The sequence below is a fragment of the Xanthomonas sp. NCPPB 2250 genome (assembly GCF_056725265.1).
Map to the genome: position 1 here is coordinate 1,248,394 of NZ_CM161520.1, position 15,392 is coordinate 1,263,785.

Genomic DNA, 15,392 nt, shown 5'->3' on the forward strand with positions numbered 1-15,392 from the left:
CGCGCCGTCGGCAACACCTGTTCGATCGCGCATGGAACGGCGCGGCGCCCTCCCGTTCCCTGATCGTGCGACACCCCCATGACGTCCCCAAGCGCGCACGCCGAACTCGGGCTGGAACTGCCCGAGCGCCCCGGCACGCATTGCCTTGAACACCTGATCCAGGCCTCGGCCACGCGCGAGCTGGTGGTCACCGAGGATATCCGCGACCGCCGCGGCATCCTGCTCGTCGCCAAGGGCCAGCGCATCAACGCCGGCCTGCGCGAGCGCCTGATCGCGCGGCGCCTGCTGCGTCCGCTGGAATCCTCGCTGGCGTTCTGCGAGGAACTGCGCCCGAGCGAAGTGCAGTTGGCCGCGCAGCGCGAACTGGACGAACACCCGCACCTGCGGCAGTTGCTGGGCGAGCAGGCGCAGCCGGTGATGGCCATGCTGGCCCGCGCCCGCACGCTGGGCGCGCCGGGCACCTTGCTGACCACCCTCGGCCAGACCCGGCCGGCCGCGTTTTCGCACGCGGTGCGGGTGGCGATGCTCGTGTCGTGGCTGGCGGCGTTGCTGTCGCGCTCGGATGCGGCGATGCGCGAGGCCGCGGAAGTGGGCCTGCTGCACGATCTCGGCGAGATGTACGTGGATCCGGTGGTGCTGGAGATTCCCGAGGCGCAGCAGGACTTCGGGCAGTGGCGCATGCGCTGCGTGCACCCGGTGATCAGTGCCGCGCTGCTGGGCGAATCCGGCGTGTACTCGGCGCAGCAGGCCGCGGCCGCGCGCGAGCACCACGAACGCATCGACGGCTCCGGCTATCCGGTCGGCGCGTCGGCGCTGTCGCCGCTGGGCCGGTTGATCTCCTGTGCCGAAGCGCTGGATGGGTTGTTCGAACGCGAGCAGGGCCACGCGCAGGCGCTGGCGCGGATGCGCATCGCGCTGCGCGTGGTGCCCGGGCAGTTCCCGCGCGACGTGGTCGACCTGCTGACCGAGCGCTTGCGCGACTGCGCGCTGGAACAGGCGCCGGCGCACGATCCGCAACACCTGCGCGAGGTGGTGGCGGCCTTGCTCGACGGCCTGGAGCGGGCGCGCGACGAGGCGTTGCGGCTGCAGCGCGGCGGCGACCTGCGCGAGGACGAGCGCGCGGCCTTGCAGCATCTGCTGCTGTTGATCGTGGGCTACATCATGGCCATCCACGATTCCGGCGCCGGCAAGATGGTCGAGCAACTGCCGTGGCTGATCGCCGCGCCGGAAGTGGCCGAGGAAGTCGACCGCGTCTGCTGCGAACTGCGCTGGCAGCTGCCGGGGCTGCGCCGCCACGCCGCGTTGCTGGCGCACCGCCGACGACTGGCGGCCGTTGCTCGATGCGCTCGACATCGCCTTGCCGACAGCGCAGGGCGCGCCGGCGCCGGACCTGGACGCTGCGCCGCTGCGGACCGCGCAGGCCGATGAAGAGGCGCAGTGTGACGCAATGACGGATGCGCTCGGCTGACGTGCCTGGAACCTGCACGGTCTACGCCTGTAACCGCTTGCAATTCCCGCGGTAACGGAATGCATGCAGGCCGGCCCGGTATAATGGGCGTTCCCCCGCTGCAGCCATCAGGAACCGTATGAGCATCGAACAGCTTGCCGAAACCGCACAGGCAATGGTCGCCCCGGGCAAGGGCATCATCGCGATCGACGAATCCACCAGCACCATCGCCAAGCGCTTCGCCGGCGTGGGCATCGAGAATGTCGAAGAGAACCGCCGTGCCTACCGCGAGCTGCTGCTGACCACGCCCAAGCTGAGCGAACACATCTCCGGCGCGATCCTGTACGACGAGACGATCCGCCAGAAGACCAAGGACGGCGTGCCGTTCGCCAAGTACATGGCCGAGCACGGCGTCATCCCCGGCATCAAGGTCGACAAGGGCACGCATCCGCTGGCCGGCATGCCGGGCGAGCTGATCACCGAAGGCCTGGACGGCCTGCGCGCACGCCTGGAGGAGTACTACAAGCTCGGCGCGCGCTTCGCCAAGTGGCGTGCGGTCATCACCATCGGCGAGGACATCCCGTCGGGCGTGTGCATCGAGACCAACGCGCATGCACTGGCCCGCTATGCGGCGCTGTGCCAGGAGCAGGGCCTGGTGCCGATGGTGGAGCCGGAAGTGCTGATGGACGGCGACCACGACATCGAGACCTGCTACGAGGTCACCGAAGCCACGCTGCGTTCGCTGTTCGGCGCGCTGTACGAGCAGAACGTGGTCCTGGAAGGCACCATCCTCAAGGCCTCGATGGTCATCGCCGGCAAGGACTGCGACGAGCAGGCCAGTGTCGAGGAAGTGGCCGAGTCCACCGTGATGTGCCTCAAGAGCACCGTGCCGGCGATCCTGCCGGGCATCGTGTTCCTGTCCGGCGGCCAGACCGACGAGCAGTCCACCGCGCACCTCAACGCGATGAACCAGCTCGGCAACCTGCCGTGGCCGCTGAGCTTCTCCTACGGCCGCGCCATGCAGCAGGCCGCGCTGAAGCTGTGGGCGCAGGACATGAAGGGCAATTTCGCCAAGGCGCAGCAAGTGGTGTACGAGCGCGCCAAGGAAAACGGCCTGGCTGCGCTGGGCAAGTGGCAGGGCTGATCGGCCCCGACATCGCCTCAGAGGAAAGAAGAACGCCGGCATCGCCGGCGTTTTTCGTTTGCGGTCCAGCGCCTTGCGCGCGGCCACACGGGCGCTCCCGCATCGATGACCACGCTCCAGGACCGGCGTGAGCGGCGCCCGACGCGCCGCATTGCGCTCAGGGCGCCAGCGCCGCCGGCGCGTGGAAGCGATAGCCGCTGTTGCGCAAGGTCTTCACCGGCAGCGGGCGTCCGCTGATCTCCTCCACGCGGCGCCGCAGGCGGTACATCTGCGTGTCCAGCCGCCGCCGGTCGTACTCGAGGAAGTTGACCCCCAGCGCGTCGGCGATCTCGCGGTGGCCCACGCTCTCGCCGGCATGGCGCATCAGGCAGGCCAGCACCAGCAGATCCTGGCGCGACAGCGGCACCGGCGGCGCGTTGGGAACGTTCAGGCGTGCGGCGGCCAGTTCCAGGACCCAGCGCGCGGCCGGTGGCGGCAGGGCCAGGCGCCGGCCCAGCGACGCCAGCGTGGCGGCGAGTTCGTCCAGATCGACGCCCTTGCCCAGGTAGTGGTCCGCGCCGAGTTCCAGCCCCGCGATGCGGTCGCTGGCGGTGTTGCGCGCGCTGAACACCACGATGCCCAGCCGATGGCCGGCACGCCGCAGTTCACGGACCAGTTCCAGGCCGCTGCCGTCGGGAAGACCGACGTCGATCACCGCCATGGTGTGGCGCGCCGGATCGAACCGCGTCCGGAAGCCGGCGATGCTGTCCACGCAGAGGGCGACATAGCCCAGATCCTGCAGGAACTCGCCGAGTTCCTCGCACAGCACCGGTTCGTCCTCGAGCAGGATCACTTCGGACATGGAGCCGCGTCCTCGCGCAGTGCGGTTTGCTGTAACGTCATCGGCTGGCAACGGTGCGGTATGGCGAATGATGGCGCAATGGTGGCGCTGGCTGGTGGGCGCATGGCTCGTGGTGGTCGTGGGCGTGTGCGTGGCCGCCGACGCGGCGCCATCCCCGGTCGCGGCGCTGCCGCTGACCAGCGCGCACCACGATGCGAGCGGGTATCTGCAGCGCCTGGACGATCCGCACGGCCGACTGGACGTGGTGCAGGCCGCCGCCGCGACCGGCTGGATCCGCCTGCCCGCCGGCCTCAACGCGGGATTCGCCGACGGTGCCGTGTGGCTGCGCCTGCCTCTTCATGTCCAGAGTGTACCGCCCGGCGGCTGGATGGTGCGATTGAGCAATGCCTTGCTCGACGACGTGCAGGCCTACGCGCGGCCCGAGGGCGGCGCCTGGCGCGCGCTGGGGGACAGCGGCGAACGCGTGCCGCGGCGCGATTGGCCGGTGGACTACCGCAGTCCGGTCTTCCAGTTCGCGCCCGCGCATCCCGGCGATTACGAGTTGCTGCTGCGGTTGCGCAGCAAGAACGCGTTGGTCACCCGTCTGGACGTCTGGCAACGGCTGCCGTTCGATAACCACTCGCGGCGCGAGGGGCTGCAGTTCGGCCTGTATTTCGGCTTCTACCTGTTGCTGCTGTGCCTGCACGTGCTGTTCTGGCTCGCCACGCGCGCGCGCATGAGTGGCCTGTTCGTGGCCTATCTCGGCGGCTGCGTGTTCAACGAAGCGATGTCCATCGGCCTGGTGCAGCAGGTCACCGGCATGCCGATGGCGTGGAGCGACACGCTGTTGGGCATCAGCATCGCCTGCAGTCTGCCGGTGGGATTCCAGGTCGCCAGCCGGCAACTGAACCTGCGCGCCTTTCATCCGCGGCTGGTGCGCTGGGGCACACGTCTGCTGTGGGCGGTCGCGTTGGGGTGTGCCGTGTTCGTGCTTGCCGGCCACTACGCCTGGGGCATGCAGCCGGTGCAGTCGCTGGGCCTGCTGGAAATCCTGCTGCTGGCGGGGCTGGGCCTGCACCTGCTGTGGCGCCGCTATCGGCCGGCGCTGTTCTTCGTGCTCGCGTTCTTTCCGTTCTATCTGGGGGTGATGCTGGGCTTCCTGCGCAACCTCGGATTCGTCCCGGTCAATGCGTGGACCCAGTACGCCACCACGTTCGGCACCATGCTGCACATGACGCTGCTGAGCGTGTTCCTCATCGGCCGTTACGAGCGGCAGCGCCGCTTGCGCGAACGGCGGCATGCCGAGGCCGCGGTGGCACTCGCGCGCAGGCACGGTCTGGCGCTGGAGCGTGACGTGGCGTTGCGCACCGCAGAGCTGCGCAACGAAATCGGCAGGCGGCAGGCGCTGGAGAACGACCTGCGCGGCTTGCTGCAGACCGAGCGCAAGGTCATGCAGGAGCAACGCGATTTCGTGGCGATGGTGTCGCACGAGTTCCGCACGCCGCTGGCGGTCATCATGACCTCGGCGCAACAGCTGGCGCGCAAGCTGGATGCGCCGCCGGAACGCAATCGCGTGCGCTGCGGCAACATCCGCGACGCGGCGCAACGGCTGCTGGCGCTGGTGGACGAGTATCTCGCCGACGACCGCATGGGCGAGGCGGCCTCGGAACTGCGGCTGCAGCCTTGCGCCCTGCACGTCCTGCTCGACGACCTGTGCCGCGACTTCCCGCCGCAGCGCGTGGTCTGCGAGGTTCTCACCGACGACGACGGTCTGCTCACCGATACCGGACTGCTGCGGGTGGCCGTGCGCAACCTGCTCGCCAATGCCGACCGTCATTGCCCGGTGGGCATGGCCATCCGCGTGCGCGTCCGCGGCAGTGCCGGAGGGCTGCGGCTGGAGGTCGCCAATCCGGGCGAACGCATCGCGCCTGCCGAACGCGAGCGGCTGTTCCAGAAGTACTACCGTGGCGAAAGCGCGCGACATGCGCCGGGCGCGGGGCTCGGTCTGTATCTGGTGCGGCGCATCGCCGAGCGTCTTGGGGGATGGGTCGGCCTGGCCAGGCAGGCATCCGACGAGTCGGTCTGCTTCGTATTGCTGCTGCCGCGCCGCCCGGATGCACAGCTCGCAGTGTCGCGCGTGCTGCCGGCGACGGATGCCTGATCGCAGGCGGCCGTGCGTATCCCGGCGCACGGTGTGCGCCAACAGCAAAAACAATCGGGTGCGGCGGCGACCGACCGCCGCGCGTTGGTGCAGAGAGCCCGGTGCCGATTCGTGTGCCGGCGAGGGCCGCGACGAAAGCGGTGCCATGACCTGACGACACCGCCGCGCGGTGTCGTCAGGTCATTCCCGGCTACTGCCGGATGATGCAGCTGTCCGCGGACGCGTTGGACGCGCCCGGGCTGCAGGCGACCGCCGGGGCGCGGATGCCGCCGTCGACGATCAGGATCGAGTCGGTGGCGGCCGTCACGGTGCCGCTGCCGCCGCCACGTGCCGCGGCCGCCAGCTGCCTGGCGGTCTCGTCGGCCTTTTGCGGACTCGTCTCTGTCGTGCTGCCGGCATCGCTGGTCACCGTGGCGGCGGCGACCGAAGTGTTGATCGCCTGCACGGTGGTGGTGGGCAACTGGACGGCGCCGCCGCCATCGGCGACCACGTTCAACAGGCCATCGACGTAGCTGATGGCGTAGTTGGACAACCCCGCGCCGGTGGCGCCGGAGGCCGTGATGGCGTAGTTGCCGACCGCAGCGCCGCTGCCGGCACCGGCACTGTTCAGGGCGACGCCGGAGACGGTGTCGCTGTTGAGCAGGCCGGAGACACGGTAGCCGGTGAGGGTGGCGGTGCTGCCGACGGTCTTGCTGGCATCGCTGGCGACGATGCGCAGGGTGGCCGGATCGACGCGGAGGCTGCCGTCGACGTAGCTGACGACGTAGTTGGACAGCCCGGCGCCGGTGGCGCCGGAGGCGGTGATGGCGTAGTTGCCGACCGCGGCGCCGGCACCGGCGCCGGCGCTGCCCAGAGCGACGCCGGAGACGGTGTCGCCGTTGAGCAGGCCCGAAACACTGTAGCCGCTGAGATTGACGGTGCCGCCGTAGGTCTTGTTGGCGTCGTTGGCGACGATGCGCAGCGTTGCCGGATCGACGCGCAGACTGCCATCGACATAGGTCACGACGTAGTTGGACAGCCCGGCGCCGGTCGCGCCGGAGGCGGTGATGGCGTAGTTGCCCACCGCGGCGCCGGCGCCGGTGCCGGCGCTGCCCAGGGCGACGCCGGAGACGGTATCGCCGTTGAGCAGGCCCGAAACGCTGTAGCCGCTGAGATTGACGGTGCCGCCATAGGTCTTGTTGGCGTCGTTGGCGACGATGCGCAGGGTGGCCGGATCGACCCGCAGGCTGCCGTCGACGTAGCTGACGACGTAGTTGGACAGCCCGGCGCCGGTCGCGCCGGAGGCGGTGACGGCATAGTTGCCCACTGCGGCGCCGCTGCCGGCGCCCGCGCTGCTCAGCGCGACCCCGGAGACGCTGTCGTTGCCGACCAGGCCGGAAACGCGGTAGCCGCTGAGGTTGACGGTGCCGCCGTAGGTCTTGGAGCCCGAGGTCGCCGTCACCGTCAGCGTCGCCGGGGTGATGGCGATGCCGCCGGAGACCACGTAGCCGATGTCGTAGCCCTGCTGCGAGGACGCCAGGCCACCGATCTGCAGCATGCCGTTGCCGGTGGTGTAGCTGCCGACACCATTGCCTGCGGTCGCGTAGCGCAGCGACGAGCCGAACAGCAGGCTCGGGTCGAAGGCGCCGCCGACCGTGTAGGACGCGAGCGTGCCGCTGACGCCGTTGCCGTCGTAGGTCTTGTCGAGGCCGGAGACGCTGCTGCTGATCGTCAACGGGGTCAGGAAGCTGCGCAGCAGCGGCGTGCCCATGTGTTCGTACAGGCGCCAGGTCAGGCCGGTGCCGCCACGGTTGTCGATCGCCCAGCCGGCGTCGGTGAACGTGGACAGGGTGTTCAGCGCGCTCCAGGACCTGCCGCCGCTGATCGCGTCTATGCTGCCGGTGTTGCTGCCCGCCAAGCGCAGGCCGGCGTTGATCGGATTGCCGCCGATGTCGGTGGCGAAGAAGCTGGCGTTGATCGTGCCTGCGTCGTTGGTGCCGACCAGACCGCCGACATCGGTGCTGCCACCCACGTCGCCCGTGGCGTAGCTGGCGTTGATGGTGCCGCTCTCGTTGTAGCCGACCAGGCCGCCGAGATGCTGGGTGCCGATCACCTGACCCGTGGCATAGGCCGCGTTGATGCTGCCCTGTTCGTTGTAGCCGACCAGGCCGCCGGCGAAGTCCGTGCCGGCCACGAAACCGGTGGCATAGACACGGGTCAGAACGCCACGATTGTTGTAGCCGACCAGCCCGCCGATGAACGACGTGCCGGAAACATCGCCGACGGCGTAAGCGTCGCTGAGGCTTGCGTTGAAGAGGTTACCGACCAGTCCGCCGACATAGCTGACTCCCGATGCGCTACCGGTCGCGTGCGCGTTCGTGATGGTGCCCCTGTTCGCCACGCCGATCAGCCCGCCGACGTAGTTCGAGCCGGAGACGCTCCCGCTGGCCTGCACATTGGTGAGGGTCGCCATGGACGCCTGGCCTAGCAGGCCGCCCGCATGCGTGGTGGTCGCGGTGACGTTGCCGCTGGCCGAGGCGTTCTGGATCTGGCTCTGATTGGCGTTGCCGATCAGCCCGCCGACATGGTCGCCGCTGGCAGTGCTGGTGCTGGTCGCGCTGCCGCTGGCCTGCACGTTGCTGTAGTTGCCCTGGTAGTCGTTGCCGACCAGGCCGCCGACGCCGCTGCCGCCGGACACCGTGCTCGACGAGGACGAGGCGTTGATCGTGCCGCTGACGTTGCTGCCGATCAGTCCGCCGACGTAGTTGCCGCTGTAGGGGCCGCCGCTGCCGACCACGCTGCCGCTGGTCTGCGCGCCGGTGATCGCCCCGGCATTGTTGTAGCCGGTGAGGCCGCCGATGAAGTTGCCGGTGCCGCTCATGGTGCCGTTGACGCGGATGCCGCTGAGCGTGCCGACATTGAAGCCGACGACGCCGCCCACGTAGGCAGTGCCGGTGACGGTGGCGCCGGTCAGGGCGAGGTTGACGATCCGGCTGGCGGCGCCGGTGTTGCCGAACAGGCCGACGTAGGACGTGCCGCCGCGGGCGATGGTCAGCCCGGAAATGGTGTGGTTTGCGCCATCGAGGCTGCCGGTGAAGGCGTTGTTGCTGTCGCCGACCGGGCTGAAGCCGGCGCTGCTCCACATCCCGCTGGCCGTGCTGCCGACAGTCTGGCTGGCGTCGATGTCGGCGGACAGGCTGTAGTTGGCCGCCAGGTTGTACGCCATCAGCTGCAACTGGTGTGCGTTGCCGATGCTGGTGCTGTATTCGCTGGCCAGGAACGGACGCGTCTGTCCCTCGATCATGATCCAGGCCGGACTGCCGACGCCATCGCTGGCGACGTAGACGTTGCTGGTGCCGGCGAGCAACGCCCAGGTGCCGAGATTGCCGTAGGTGCTGTGGCTGTAACGGTTGTTGCTGCCGAAGCTGGTCAGATTGGTGGCGCTGCCGCCGCCACCGCTGCTGATGGCATTGGCCTGGCCGGTGCTGTCGACGTCCCACGACGCATTGCTGACGCTGCCCGAATTGGCGCCGATCAGTCCGCCCACGTTGTTGTTGTTGGTGCTGATGACGGCACCCGTGGCGTAGCTGTTGCTGACGCTGCTGGAGCTGACGCCGGCACCGCCCGCGTTATTGACGCCCACGAGCCCGCCCACCGAGGCCGTTGCGGTGACGCTGCCGGTGGCGTAGGTGTTGGCGATGGTGCTCTGGTAGTTCATGCCGACCAGCCCGCCGACCATGGAACTGCTGCCGGTCACGTTGCCGGTGGCGTAGCTGTTCTTGATCGAGCCGGCGTTCTGGTTGGTTCCGACCAGGCCGCCGACGGAACTGGTGCCGCTCACGGTGCTGGTGGAATACGTGTTGGTCAGGCTGCCGCCGTCGTTGTAGCCGACCAGGCCGCCGGTGTTGCTGGAGCTGCCGGTCACGCTGCCGGTGCTGTGGGAATTGCGGATCGTGGCGCCGACGTTGTTGCCCGCCACGCCGCCGACGGTGTTTTGCCCGTTGACGCTGCCGTTGAACACGCCGTTGTCGATCAAACCCAGGTTGTAGCCGGCCAATCCGCCGATGCCGCCCGAGGTGCCGCTCACCACGCCGTCGACGGTGACGTTCTTGATCGCGCCCTGGTTGTAGCCGACCAGGCCGCCGACGTAATAGCCGCCGGAGATGGCCACGTTGCCCAGGTGCACATCGCGGATGAGGCTGTTGCTGCTGGTCGTGCCGAACAGGCCGACGTAGCCGCTGGCGCCGGAGATCGTCAGGTTGTTGATGCTGTGGCCCAGGCCGGCCAGCTTGCTCTGGAAGGAGGAGACCAGGGCGCTGCTGCGGGTGACGCCGCCCAGGTCGATGTCCTGCGCCAGCGCGTAGGAGCCGGGGCTGTTGAAATAGGTGGCCGCGTCCGCCAGCGAATGGATCAGCCTGTACGCCTGGCCGTTGATCGCCAGGCTGGCGTGCGCGCCGCCGAGCGAGACCGGGGTGTTGACGTAGTAGTCGCCCGTGCCGCCGACGGTGCCGTTGTCGGTGTAGCCGCCGTAGTTCAGCACCAGGCCGGCCGTGTCGCCGGTGGCGGTGACGGCGGCATTGAGATGGATGCTGTGGTAAGCGTCCAGGGTCAGCGTGGAGTTGCCGCTCCAGCCGATCGCCGCATTGACGTTGATGTCGCCGCTGCCGTTGCTCACGGTGCCCGGGCCGCTGGCGTTGGTGATGGAGGTAAGCAGGGTGACGTTGGTGCCGCCGTTCAACGCGCCGCTGATGGTGCTGGCGGCCGCGCTGTCCACGGTCAGGTCTTCCGGGTCGACCAGCCAGGTGCCGGCGCTGCCGTGGCCGGCGCTCTTGGCGCCGACGGCGATGCCGGAGAAGTCGACGGTGTGGCCGCTGGTTTCGAGCAGGCCGCCATTGCCGCTGCCGGCCGCATCGGCGCGCAGCGCGCCGTGCACTGCGGTGTGGCCATCGGACCAGACCACGATGGAGCCGCCGTTGCCCTGGCCGGTCGCGCTGGCATCGAGCAGCGCGCCGTCGGCGACCGTGGCCGCACTGGCGTGTTGCAACTGTTCGCCGCCCTGGTAGCCGCCGCCGATGCGCACGCTGCCGCCGGCCGCGGTGCCGCTGGCGTCGATGCGGCCAGCGACGTTCACCGCGCCATCGGACAGCACCTGCACGCTGCCGCCGCGGCTGCCGGAGACATCGATGCGGCCGCTGCTGGCCACGTCGCCGCCGCTGCCGACCAGGCGCACGCTGCCGCCGGAGGTGTCGATGCCGGTGGCCTCGAGCGCGCCGGTGTTGTTGACCAGCAACTGCGACAGCCCGGTGCTGCCGGCCTGCAGCAGGATCTGCCCGCCGTTGGCGCGCAGCGTGCCGCTGTTCTCCACCGCCGCCGCCGCGCCGTCCACCGACTGGCTGGCCGCCGCGACCATCTGCATGCCGATCGCGCCGGCCGCGTCCATGGTCACCTTGACCTGATCGGCCGAGAGCAGGCGGATGGCGCCGCCGTCGGCGCTGATGCTGCCGCGGTTGGCGACATGGTTGCCGACGAGATTGACCGAGCCGCCGTTGCCGGCGCGGATGCTGCCCTGGTTGACCACGCTGGCGGCGCCATGGTCGCCCCGTGCGAGCAGATAGCCGTTGTCGTCGTCCCCGGCCAGGCCCAGCGAACTGGCGATCAGGCCGCCGACGTTCACCTGCGCGTGGTTGCCGAACAGGATGCCGGCGGAGTTGATCAGGAACACGTTGCCGTTGGCGCGCAGGCTGCCGTCGATGACGCTGGCGCCGCGGCTGGCGTCGATCAGGTTGAGCGCCACCGCCGAGCTGGACGGCTGCACGAACACCACGCTGGCGTCCTTGCCGACATTGAAGCTGTTCCAGTTCAGCACCGCCTTGGCCGCGTTCTGGTCGATCTGCAGCGTGCCGCCGTTCTGCGACACGGTGGCGCCGGTGGCGCTGGACAGCGACGGCACGCCGCTGGCGTATGCCGGCGCGGCCAGCGCGCAGGCCAGGGCGAAGGGCAGCAGCGGCGCGGCCAGGCGCGCCGCGCCGGTGCCGGTTGCGCCGGCGTGGCCGGTGGCGACTTCGGAGGCGACCTGGAGCACGCCGAGGTGGCGGTTGAAGACGAGGCGGTAGATGCGGTTCATGGAGATCCCCAGGTCAGAAGGTCAGGCCGAAGCGGGCCCAGTAGCGCACATCCTTGCCGTCGCTCGGCTTGGTGGTGCCGGTGGGCTTGGCTGCGGCCAGATCGAACGAGAGTCCGTGCCAGTCGGGCAGCCGGAAGCTGAGGCCGACGCCGGCGCCCTCGAAGGTGGTGACGCTGTCGTACACCGCGCGGTTGGCGCCGTTCGGGTAAACCCGGCCGTAGTCGTAGAACACGCTGGCGGTCAGCAACTGGCCCCAGGCGCGGCCGCCGAACGGCGAGGCGGCGCTGGCGAAGCCCGGTGCGTCCACTTGGTACTCCAGGCCGGAGTCGAAGCCGCGATCGCCGAGCGCGGCGCCGAGCGGGAAGGCGCGCACGCTGGTCGGTCCGCCCAGCGAGAACTGCTCCAGCGGAGTCAGGGTGTCGTCGCTGTACTGGCCGTTGACCCGCAACTGCAGGCGCTGCGTGGCGGTCAGACCCTGCAGCCGGGTGTAGCTCAGGCGCGCGACCGTGAAATGGCGGTCGTGGCGGGCGTACAGGTAGTCGGTCTGCGGCGAGTCGTCGTCGAGCGCGCCGCGCACGCTGAGCTGCAGCAGGTCGATGGCGTGAAGCCGGCGATCGTCGTGGCGCACGCTGGTGCCGAGCTCGGCCACGTCGAACTTCTGCTTGGACAACAGCACGCCCAGGCCCTGCAGGCGCGAGCTCTCCTTGACCAGGTGCAGCCAGCTCTGCACGCGCCAGGCGTCGGAATTGACGAACTTCCAGTCCAGGCCCAGCGCGCTCTGCTGGGTCGGCCCCTGGATGTCGAGCGCGGCGAACGCGCCGTTGTCGAGGTTGACCACGCTGCGCGTGTAGGACGCGCTGGCGCTGAGGCCGTCGACGCCGGCGATCGGCACCTGGTAGGCGAGGCTGCCCTGCCAGGTATTGGCCGGATCCAGCGCATAGGCATAGCTGGCCGACAGGTGGTCGCCCAGGCCGAGCGGGTTGTTCCAGTCCACGCCGAGCTGGGCGCGGTAGCGGCCGATGCTCGGGGTGCCGTAGTTGCTGGCGCCGACGCTGACCTGCAGCGGGCGCTCCTCGCTGGCCTGGATCACCACGTCGGTCTCGCCGGGGTTGGCGCCGGGCTTGAGCACGGAGGTGGCGGACACGCCCGGCAGGTCGCGGGTGTACAGCAGCGCCGACTGCAGATCCTGCTGGCGCAGGATCTGGCCCTGCAGGGCCAGGGCAGGGCTGGCGATCAGGCGGTCGTCGTAGCGGCGCGTGCCCTCGACGGTGATCTTGCCGACGCGGCCTTCCACCACGCGGATCTCGACCACCTGGTCCGCGCCCAGGGTCTGCACCGGCAGATACGCGCGGGCGACCAGGAAGCCGGCCTGGCGGTAGGCCTGGGTCAGCGTGTCGGCGATCTGCTGCAGTTGCGCGAAGCTGAGCTGTGCTGGCACCGTGCCGCCGCCGAGTGCGCGCAGGCGGGCGTCGGCCAGCGCCTGCAGGCGCGCCGGATCGATCTGCTCGCGCGGATGGTCGCCGACGCCGGTGACGCGGATCGCCTGGACCGCGATCGGCGCCGCGGCGTCGGTGGTGCTGGTGCCGGTGGCCGGGGCGGCCTCCTGGGCCAGTGCCGTCGCGCAGGTCAGGGTCAAGGCCAGGCCGGCGGCCCACGGAAGCACAAACAGGGCATTCGCCAGCGTACTCGGACGCGGACGGCAAGAAATCGTCATGATGTTAAGGTGGCGTTAGGGTTGAGGCTCGCGCAATGTAGCCGTCCCACAACCGATCAATCTGAGCGAATCTGAGCGCGCGATCACTCTTTGCGCGGTCCCCTGACAGGGTGTCGGGAAAATCCCCACAGCGCGCTGTGCCAGCCGGGCGCGGGGCGGCCGCCATGTCAGGGAATCAGCGCGTGCCTGCGCCCGGGTGGTACGCAGGCCCTGTGGTACTTCGCGGGTACTTGCCGGGTCTCTGAGAGCGTCCGGGTCGGCCGCTCAGGCTGCGGTGGCGCACTGCGCGTCGCGCAGTGCCTGCCGGTACGCCTTGGCGGTGGCGTCGTTGTAGGCCACCAGGATGATCCGCTTGGGCACCGCATGCGCGCGCTGCCAGGCGTCGGTCTCGGCCACCGCGATACGCGCGGCCTGGTGCAGCGGGTAGCCATAGACGCCGCAGCTGATCGCCGGGAACGCCACCGAATGCAGGCCCATCTGCTCGGCCAGGCGCAGGGCGCGCCAGTAGCAGTTGGCCAACAGGGCCGGTTCGTTGTGGGCGCCGTCGCGCCACACCGGACCGACGGTATGCAGCACGTGCCGGGCCTTGAGCTGGTGGCCCGCGGTCGCGCGCACCTCGCCGACCGGGCAGCGCACGCCCGGCTTGAGTTCCGGCAGGCGCCGGCATTCTTCCAGCAGTTCCGGGCCGGCGGCACGGTGGATGGCGCCGTCCACGCCGCCGCCACCGAGCAGGGACTCGTTGGCGGCGTTGACGATCGCGTCCACGTCGAGCTGGGTGATGTCGCCTTGCCAGATTTCGATCTTCATGCGCCGATCTTTAGGGGAGCCGAATGATGGATGCGTGAGGGTGTCGCCACCGCCGCCGCCCGCTGCCACGGCCGCTTAACCGGCCAGCGGCAAGACTGACGCGCCTCCATCTCAGCACTTGCGACATGAACCCGAACCCGCCGCCGCCACAGGTCGCCGAAGCCCTCGCGCAGGGCCAGATCATCAAGGCGATCAAGCTGCTGCGCGCGCACAGCGGCATGGACCTGCGCAGTGCGAAGGAGCAGGTCGATGCCTGGCTGCTGGCCGGCGCGGCGCGCACGGTGACGGAGATGCTCGACCGCCACGCCTCCGGTGCGGCAGCGGGGTCGACGTCGGCGACCGGGGCGCAGGCGCCGGTGGTGGCCGAGGAACGGCGCCTGCCGCCGGCGGCGGAATTGGCGCTGCGTCGCGGCGAGCGGCGCAAGGCCGCCAAGCTGGTGTTCGAGCACTATCCGGACATGTCGCTGCGCGAGGCGCTGGAGATGGTGCAGCGGCATCTGCGCTCGGCGCCGACGCTGGGTGCCGCCTCGACCGTGGCCGCCGGCGACCGCGGCGGAGCCTGGCGTTGGGTGCTGCTGGTGCTGTTGCTGGCCGCGGCGGCGGCCTGGTGGCTGGCACGCTGAGGCGAGCCGACGCGGCCAGTGGCTACAGCCAGCGCGCGACCTGCGCGCAGTAGCGCGCATAGGCACTGCCGAAGCGTTCGCGCAGGCGCGCTTCCTCGTAGGGGATGACCACCCACTGCAAGGCCAGCAGCGGCAGGGGCAGCAACAGCGCCGACCACGGCCAGCCGATCTGCACGCTCAGGCCGAGGTAACTCAGGGTCAGGCTGACGTACATCGGGTTGCGGGTCAGCCGGTAGGGCCCGTGGCAGACCAGGTGCGAGGGCGCGCGCTCGGGCAGCAGGGTGGTGCGGTCGCGGGCGAACAGCACGAAGCACCAGCACGCCAGCAGCAGGCCGGCGAGCGCGACGGCGCCGCCGCCCACTTGCAGCCAGGCCAGCGCGGTGCCCTGCGGCAACGGCAACGGCAGCGCGTGCTGCAGGCTGGCACCGAGCAGCAGCGCCAGCAGGAAATGCGCCGGCGAGGTCGTGCGCACCAGCAACGGCACGCGCGCCTGCGCACGTGCCGGCGGTGGATCGGTGCGGTCGGTTTGGTCGTGCATGCAGTCCTTCCCTGGTTCGGTTGCGGCCGCGCAAG

The 15,392-nt window shown here is 70.0% G+C and carries 9 protein-coding genes; 4 read left to right on the forward strand and 5 right to left on the reverse strand.

What is annotated here, in order from left to right:
* Window positions 1–78: 78 nt before the first annotated feature.
* Together AC1PMG_RS05240 and AC1PMG_RS05245 are read left to right on the forward strand one after the other, a co-directional pair.
* Window positions 79–1,428, forward strand: coding sequence for an HD-GYP domain-containing protein (locus tag AC1PMG_RS05240; protein ID WP_481110887.1), 1,350 nt, complete (start codon window positions 79–81; stop codon window positions 1,426–1,428).
* A 158-nt stretch (window positions 1,429–1,586) separates the two neighbouring features.
* Window positions 1,587–2,591, forward strand: coding sequence for a class I fructose-bisphosphate aldolase (locus AC1PMG_RS05245; protein ID WP_481110888.1), 1,005 nt, complete (start codon window positions 1,587–1,589; stop codon window positions 2,589–2,591).
* A 157-nt stretch (window positions 2,592–2,748) separates the two neighbouring features.
* On the opposite strand, the gene AC1PMG_RS05250 is transcribed toward AC1PMG_RS05245, so the two are convergent.
* Window positions 2,749–3,432, reverse strand: coding sequence for a response regulator transcription factor (locus AC1PMG_RS05250; protein ID WP_342072801.1), 684 nt, complete (start codon window positions 3,430–3,432; stop codon window positions 2,749–2,751).
* Between the two features lie 67 nt (window positions 3,433–3,499).
* Between AC1PMG_RS05250 and AC1PMG_RS05255 the strand changes: the two genes are divergently transcribed.
* On the forward strand, window positions 3,500–5,572 hold the full coding sequence (locus AC1PMG_RS05255) for a sensor histidine kinase (protein ID WP_481110889.1): 2,073 nt from the start codon (window positions 3,500–3,502) through the stop codon (window positions 5,570–5,572).
* A gap of 190 nt (window positions 5,573–5,762) precedes the next feature.
* Here AC1PMG_RS05255 and AC1PMG_RS05260 read toward each other — a convergent pair whose 3' ends face one another.
* The 3 genes from AC1PMG_RS05260 to AC1PMG_RS05270 form a co-directional block, all read right to left on the reverse strand.
* Window positions 5,763–11,675 carry an MBG domain-containing protein gene (locus tag AC1PMG_RS05260; protein WP_481110890.1) on the reverse strand — a complete coding sequence of 1,971 codons (5,913 nt, stop codon included), beginning with the start codon at window positions 11,673–11,675 and terminating at the stop codon, window positions 5,763–5,765.
* 13 nt (window positions 11,676–11,688) lie between these two features.
* Window positions 11,689–13,389, reverse strand: coding sequence for a ShlB/FhaC/HecB family hemolysin secretion/activation protein (locus AC1PMG_RS05265; protein WP_481110891.1), 1,701 nt, complete (start codon window positions 13,387–13,389; stop codon window positions 11,689–11,691).
* A 264-nt stretch (window positions 13,390–13,653) separates the two neighbouring features.
* Complete coding sequence (locus tag AC1PMG_RS05270) at window positions 13,654–14,196, reverse strand: O-acetyl-ADP-ribose deacetylase (protein WP_017912991.1); 543 nt, start codon at window positions 14,194–14,196, stop codon at window positions 13,654–13,656.
* Window positions 14,197–14,321: 125 nt separating this feature from the next.
* Here AC1PMG_RS05270 and AC1PMG_RS05275 point away from each other — a divergent pair, with 125 nt between their 5' ends.
* Window positions 14,322–14,819 (forward strand): hypothetical protein, encoded by a 498-nt coding sequence (locus AC1PMG_RS05275; protein WP_481110892.1) that lies wholly within the window; start codon window positions 14,322–14,324, stop codon window positions 14,817–14,819.
* A 22-nt stretch (window positions 14,820–14,841) separates the two neighbouring features.
* Here AC1PMG_RS05275 and AC1PMG_RS05280 read toward each other — a convergent pair whose 3' ends face one another.
* On the reverse strand, window positions 14,842–15,357 hold the full coding sequence (locus AC1PMG_RS05280; RefSeq protein WP_481110893.1) for a methyltransferase family protein: 516 nt from the start codon (window positions 15,355–15,357) through the stop codon (window positions 14,842–14,844).
* Window positions 15,358–15,392: the final 35 nt, after the last annotated feature.

Excerpts from the sequence above, each read along its gene's own strand:
- AC1PMG_RS05240 (WP_481110887.1), top strand. The coding sequence starts at position 79 with ATGACGTCCCCAAGCGCGCACGCCGAACTCGGGCTGGAACTGCCCGAG.
- AC1PMG_RS05245 (WP_481110888.1), top strand. The coding sequence starts at position 1,587 with ATGAGCATCGAACAGCTTGCCGAAACCGCACAGGCAATGGTCGCCCCG.
- AC1PMG_RS05250 (WP_342072801.1), bottom strand. The coding sequence starts at position 3,432 with ATGTCCGAAGTGATCCTGCTCGAGGACGAACCGGTGCTGTGCGAGGAA.
- AC1PMG_RS05255 (WP_481110889.1), top strand. The coding sequence starts at position 3,500 with ATGATGGCGCAATGGTGGCGCTGGCTGGTGGGCGCATGGCTCGTGGTG.
- AC1PMG_RS05260 (WP_481110890.1), bottom strand. The coding sequence starts at position 11,675 with ATGAACCGCATCTACCGCCTCGTCTTCAACCGCCACCTCGGCGTGCTC.
- AC1PMG_RS05265 (WP_481110891.1), bottom strand. The coding sequence starts at position 13,389 with ATGACGATTTCTTGCCGTCCGCGTCCGAGTACGCTGGCGAATGCCCTG.
- AC1PMG_RS05270 (WP_017912991.1), bottom strand. The coding sequence starts at position 14,196 with ATGAAGATCGAAATCTGGCAAGGCGACATCACCCAGCTCGACGTGGAC.
- AC1PMG_RS05275 (WP_481110892.1), top strand. The coding sequence starts at position 14,322 with ATGAACCCGAACCCGCCGCCGCCACAGGTCGCCGAAGCCCTCGCGCAG.
- AC1PMG_RS05280 (WP_481110893.1), bottom strand. The coding sequence starts at position 15,357 with ATGCACGACCAAACCGACCGCACCGATCCACCGCCGGCACGTGCGCAG.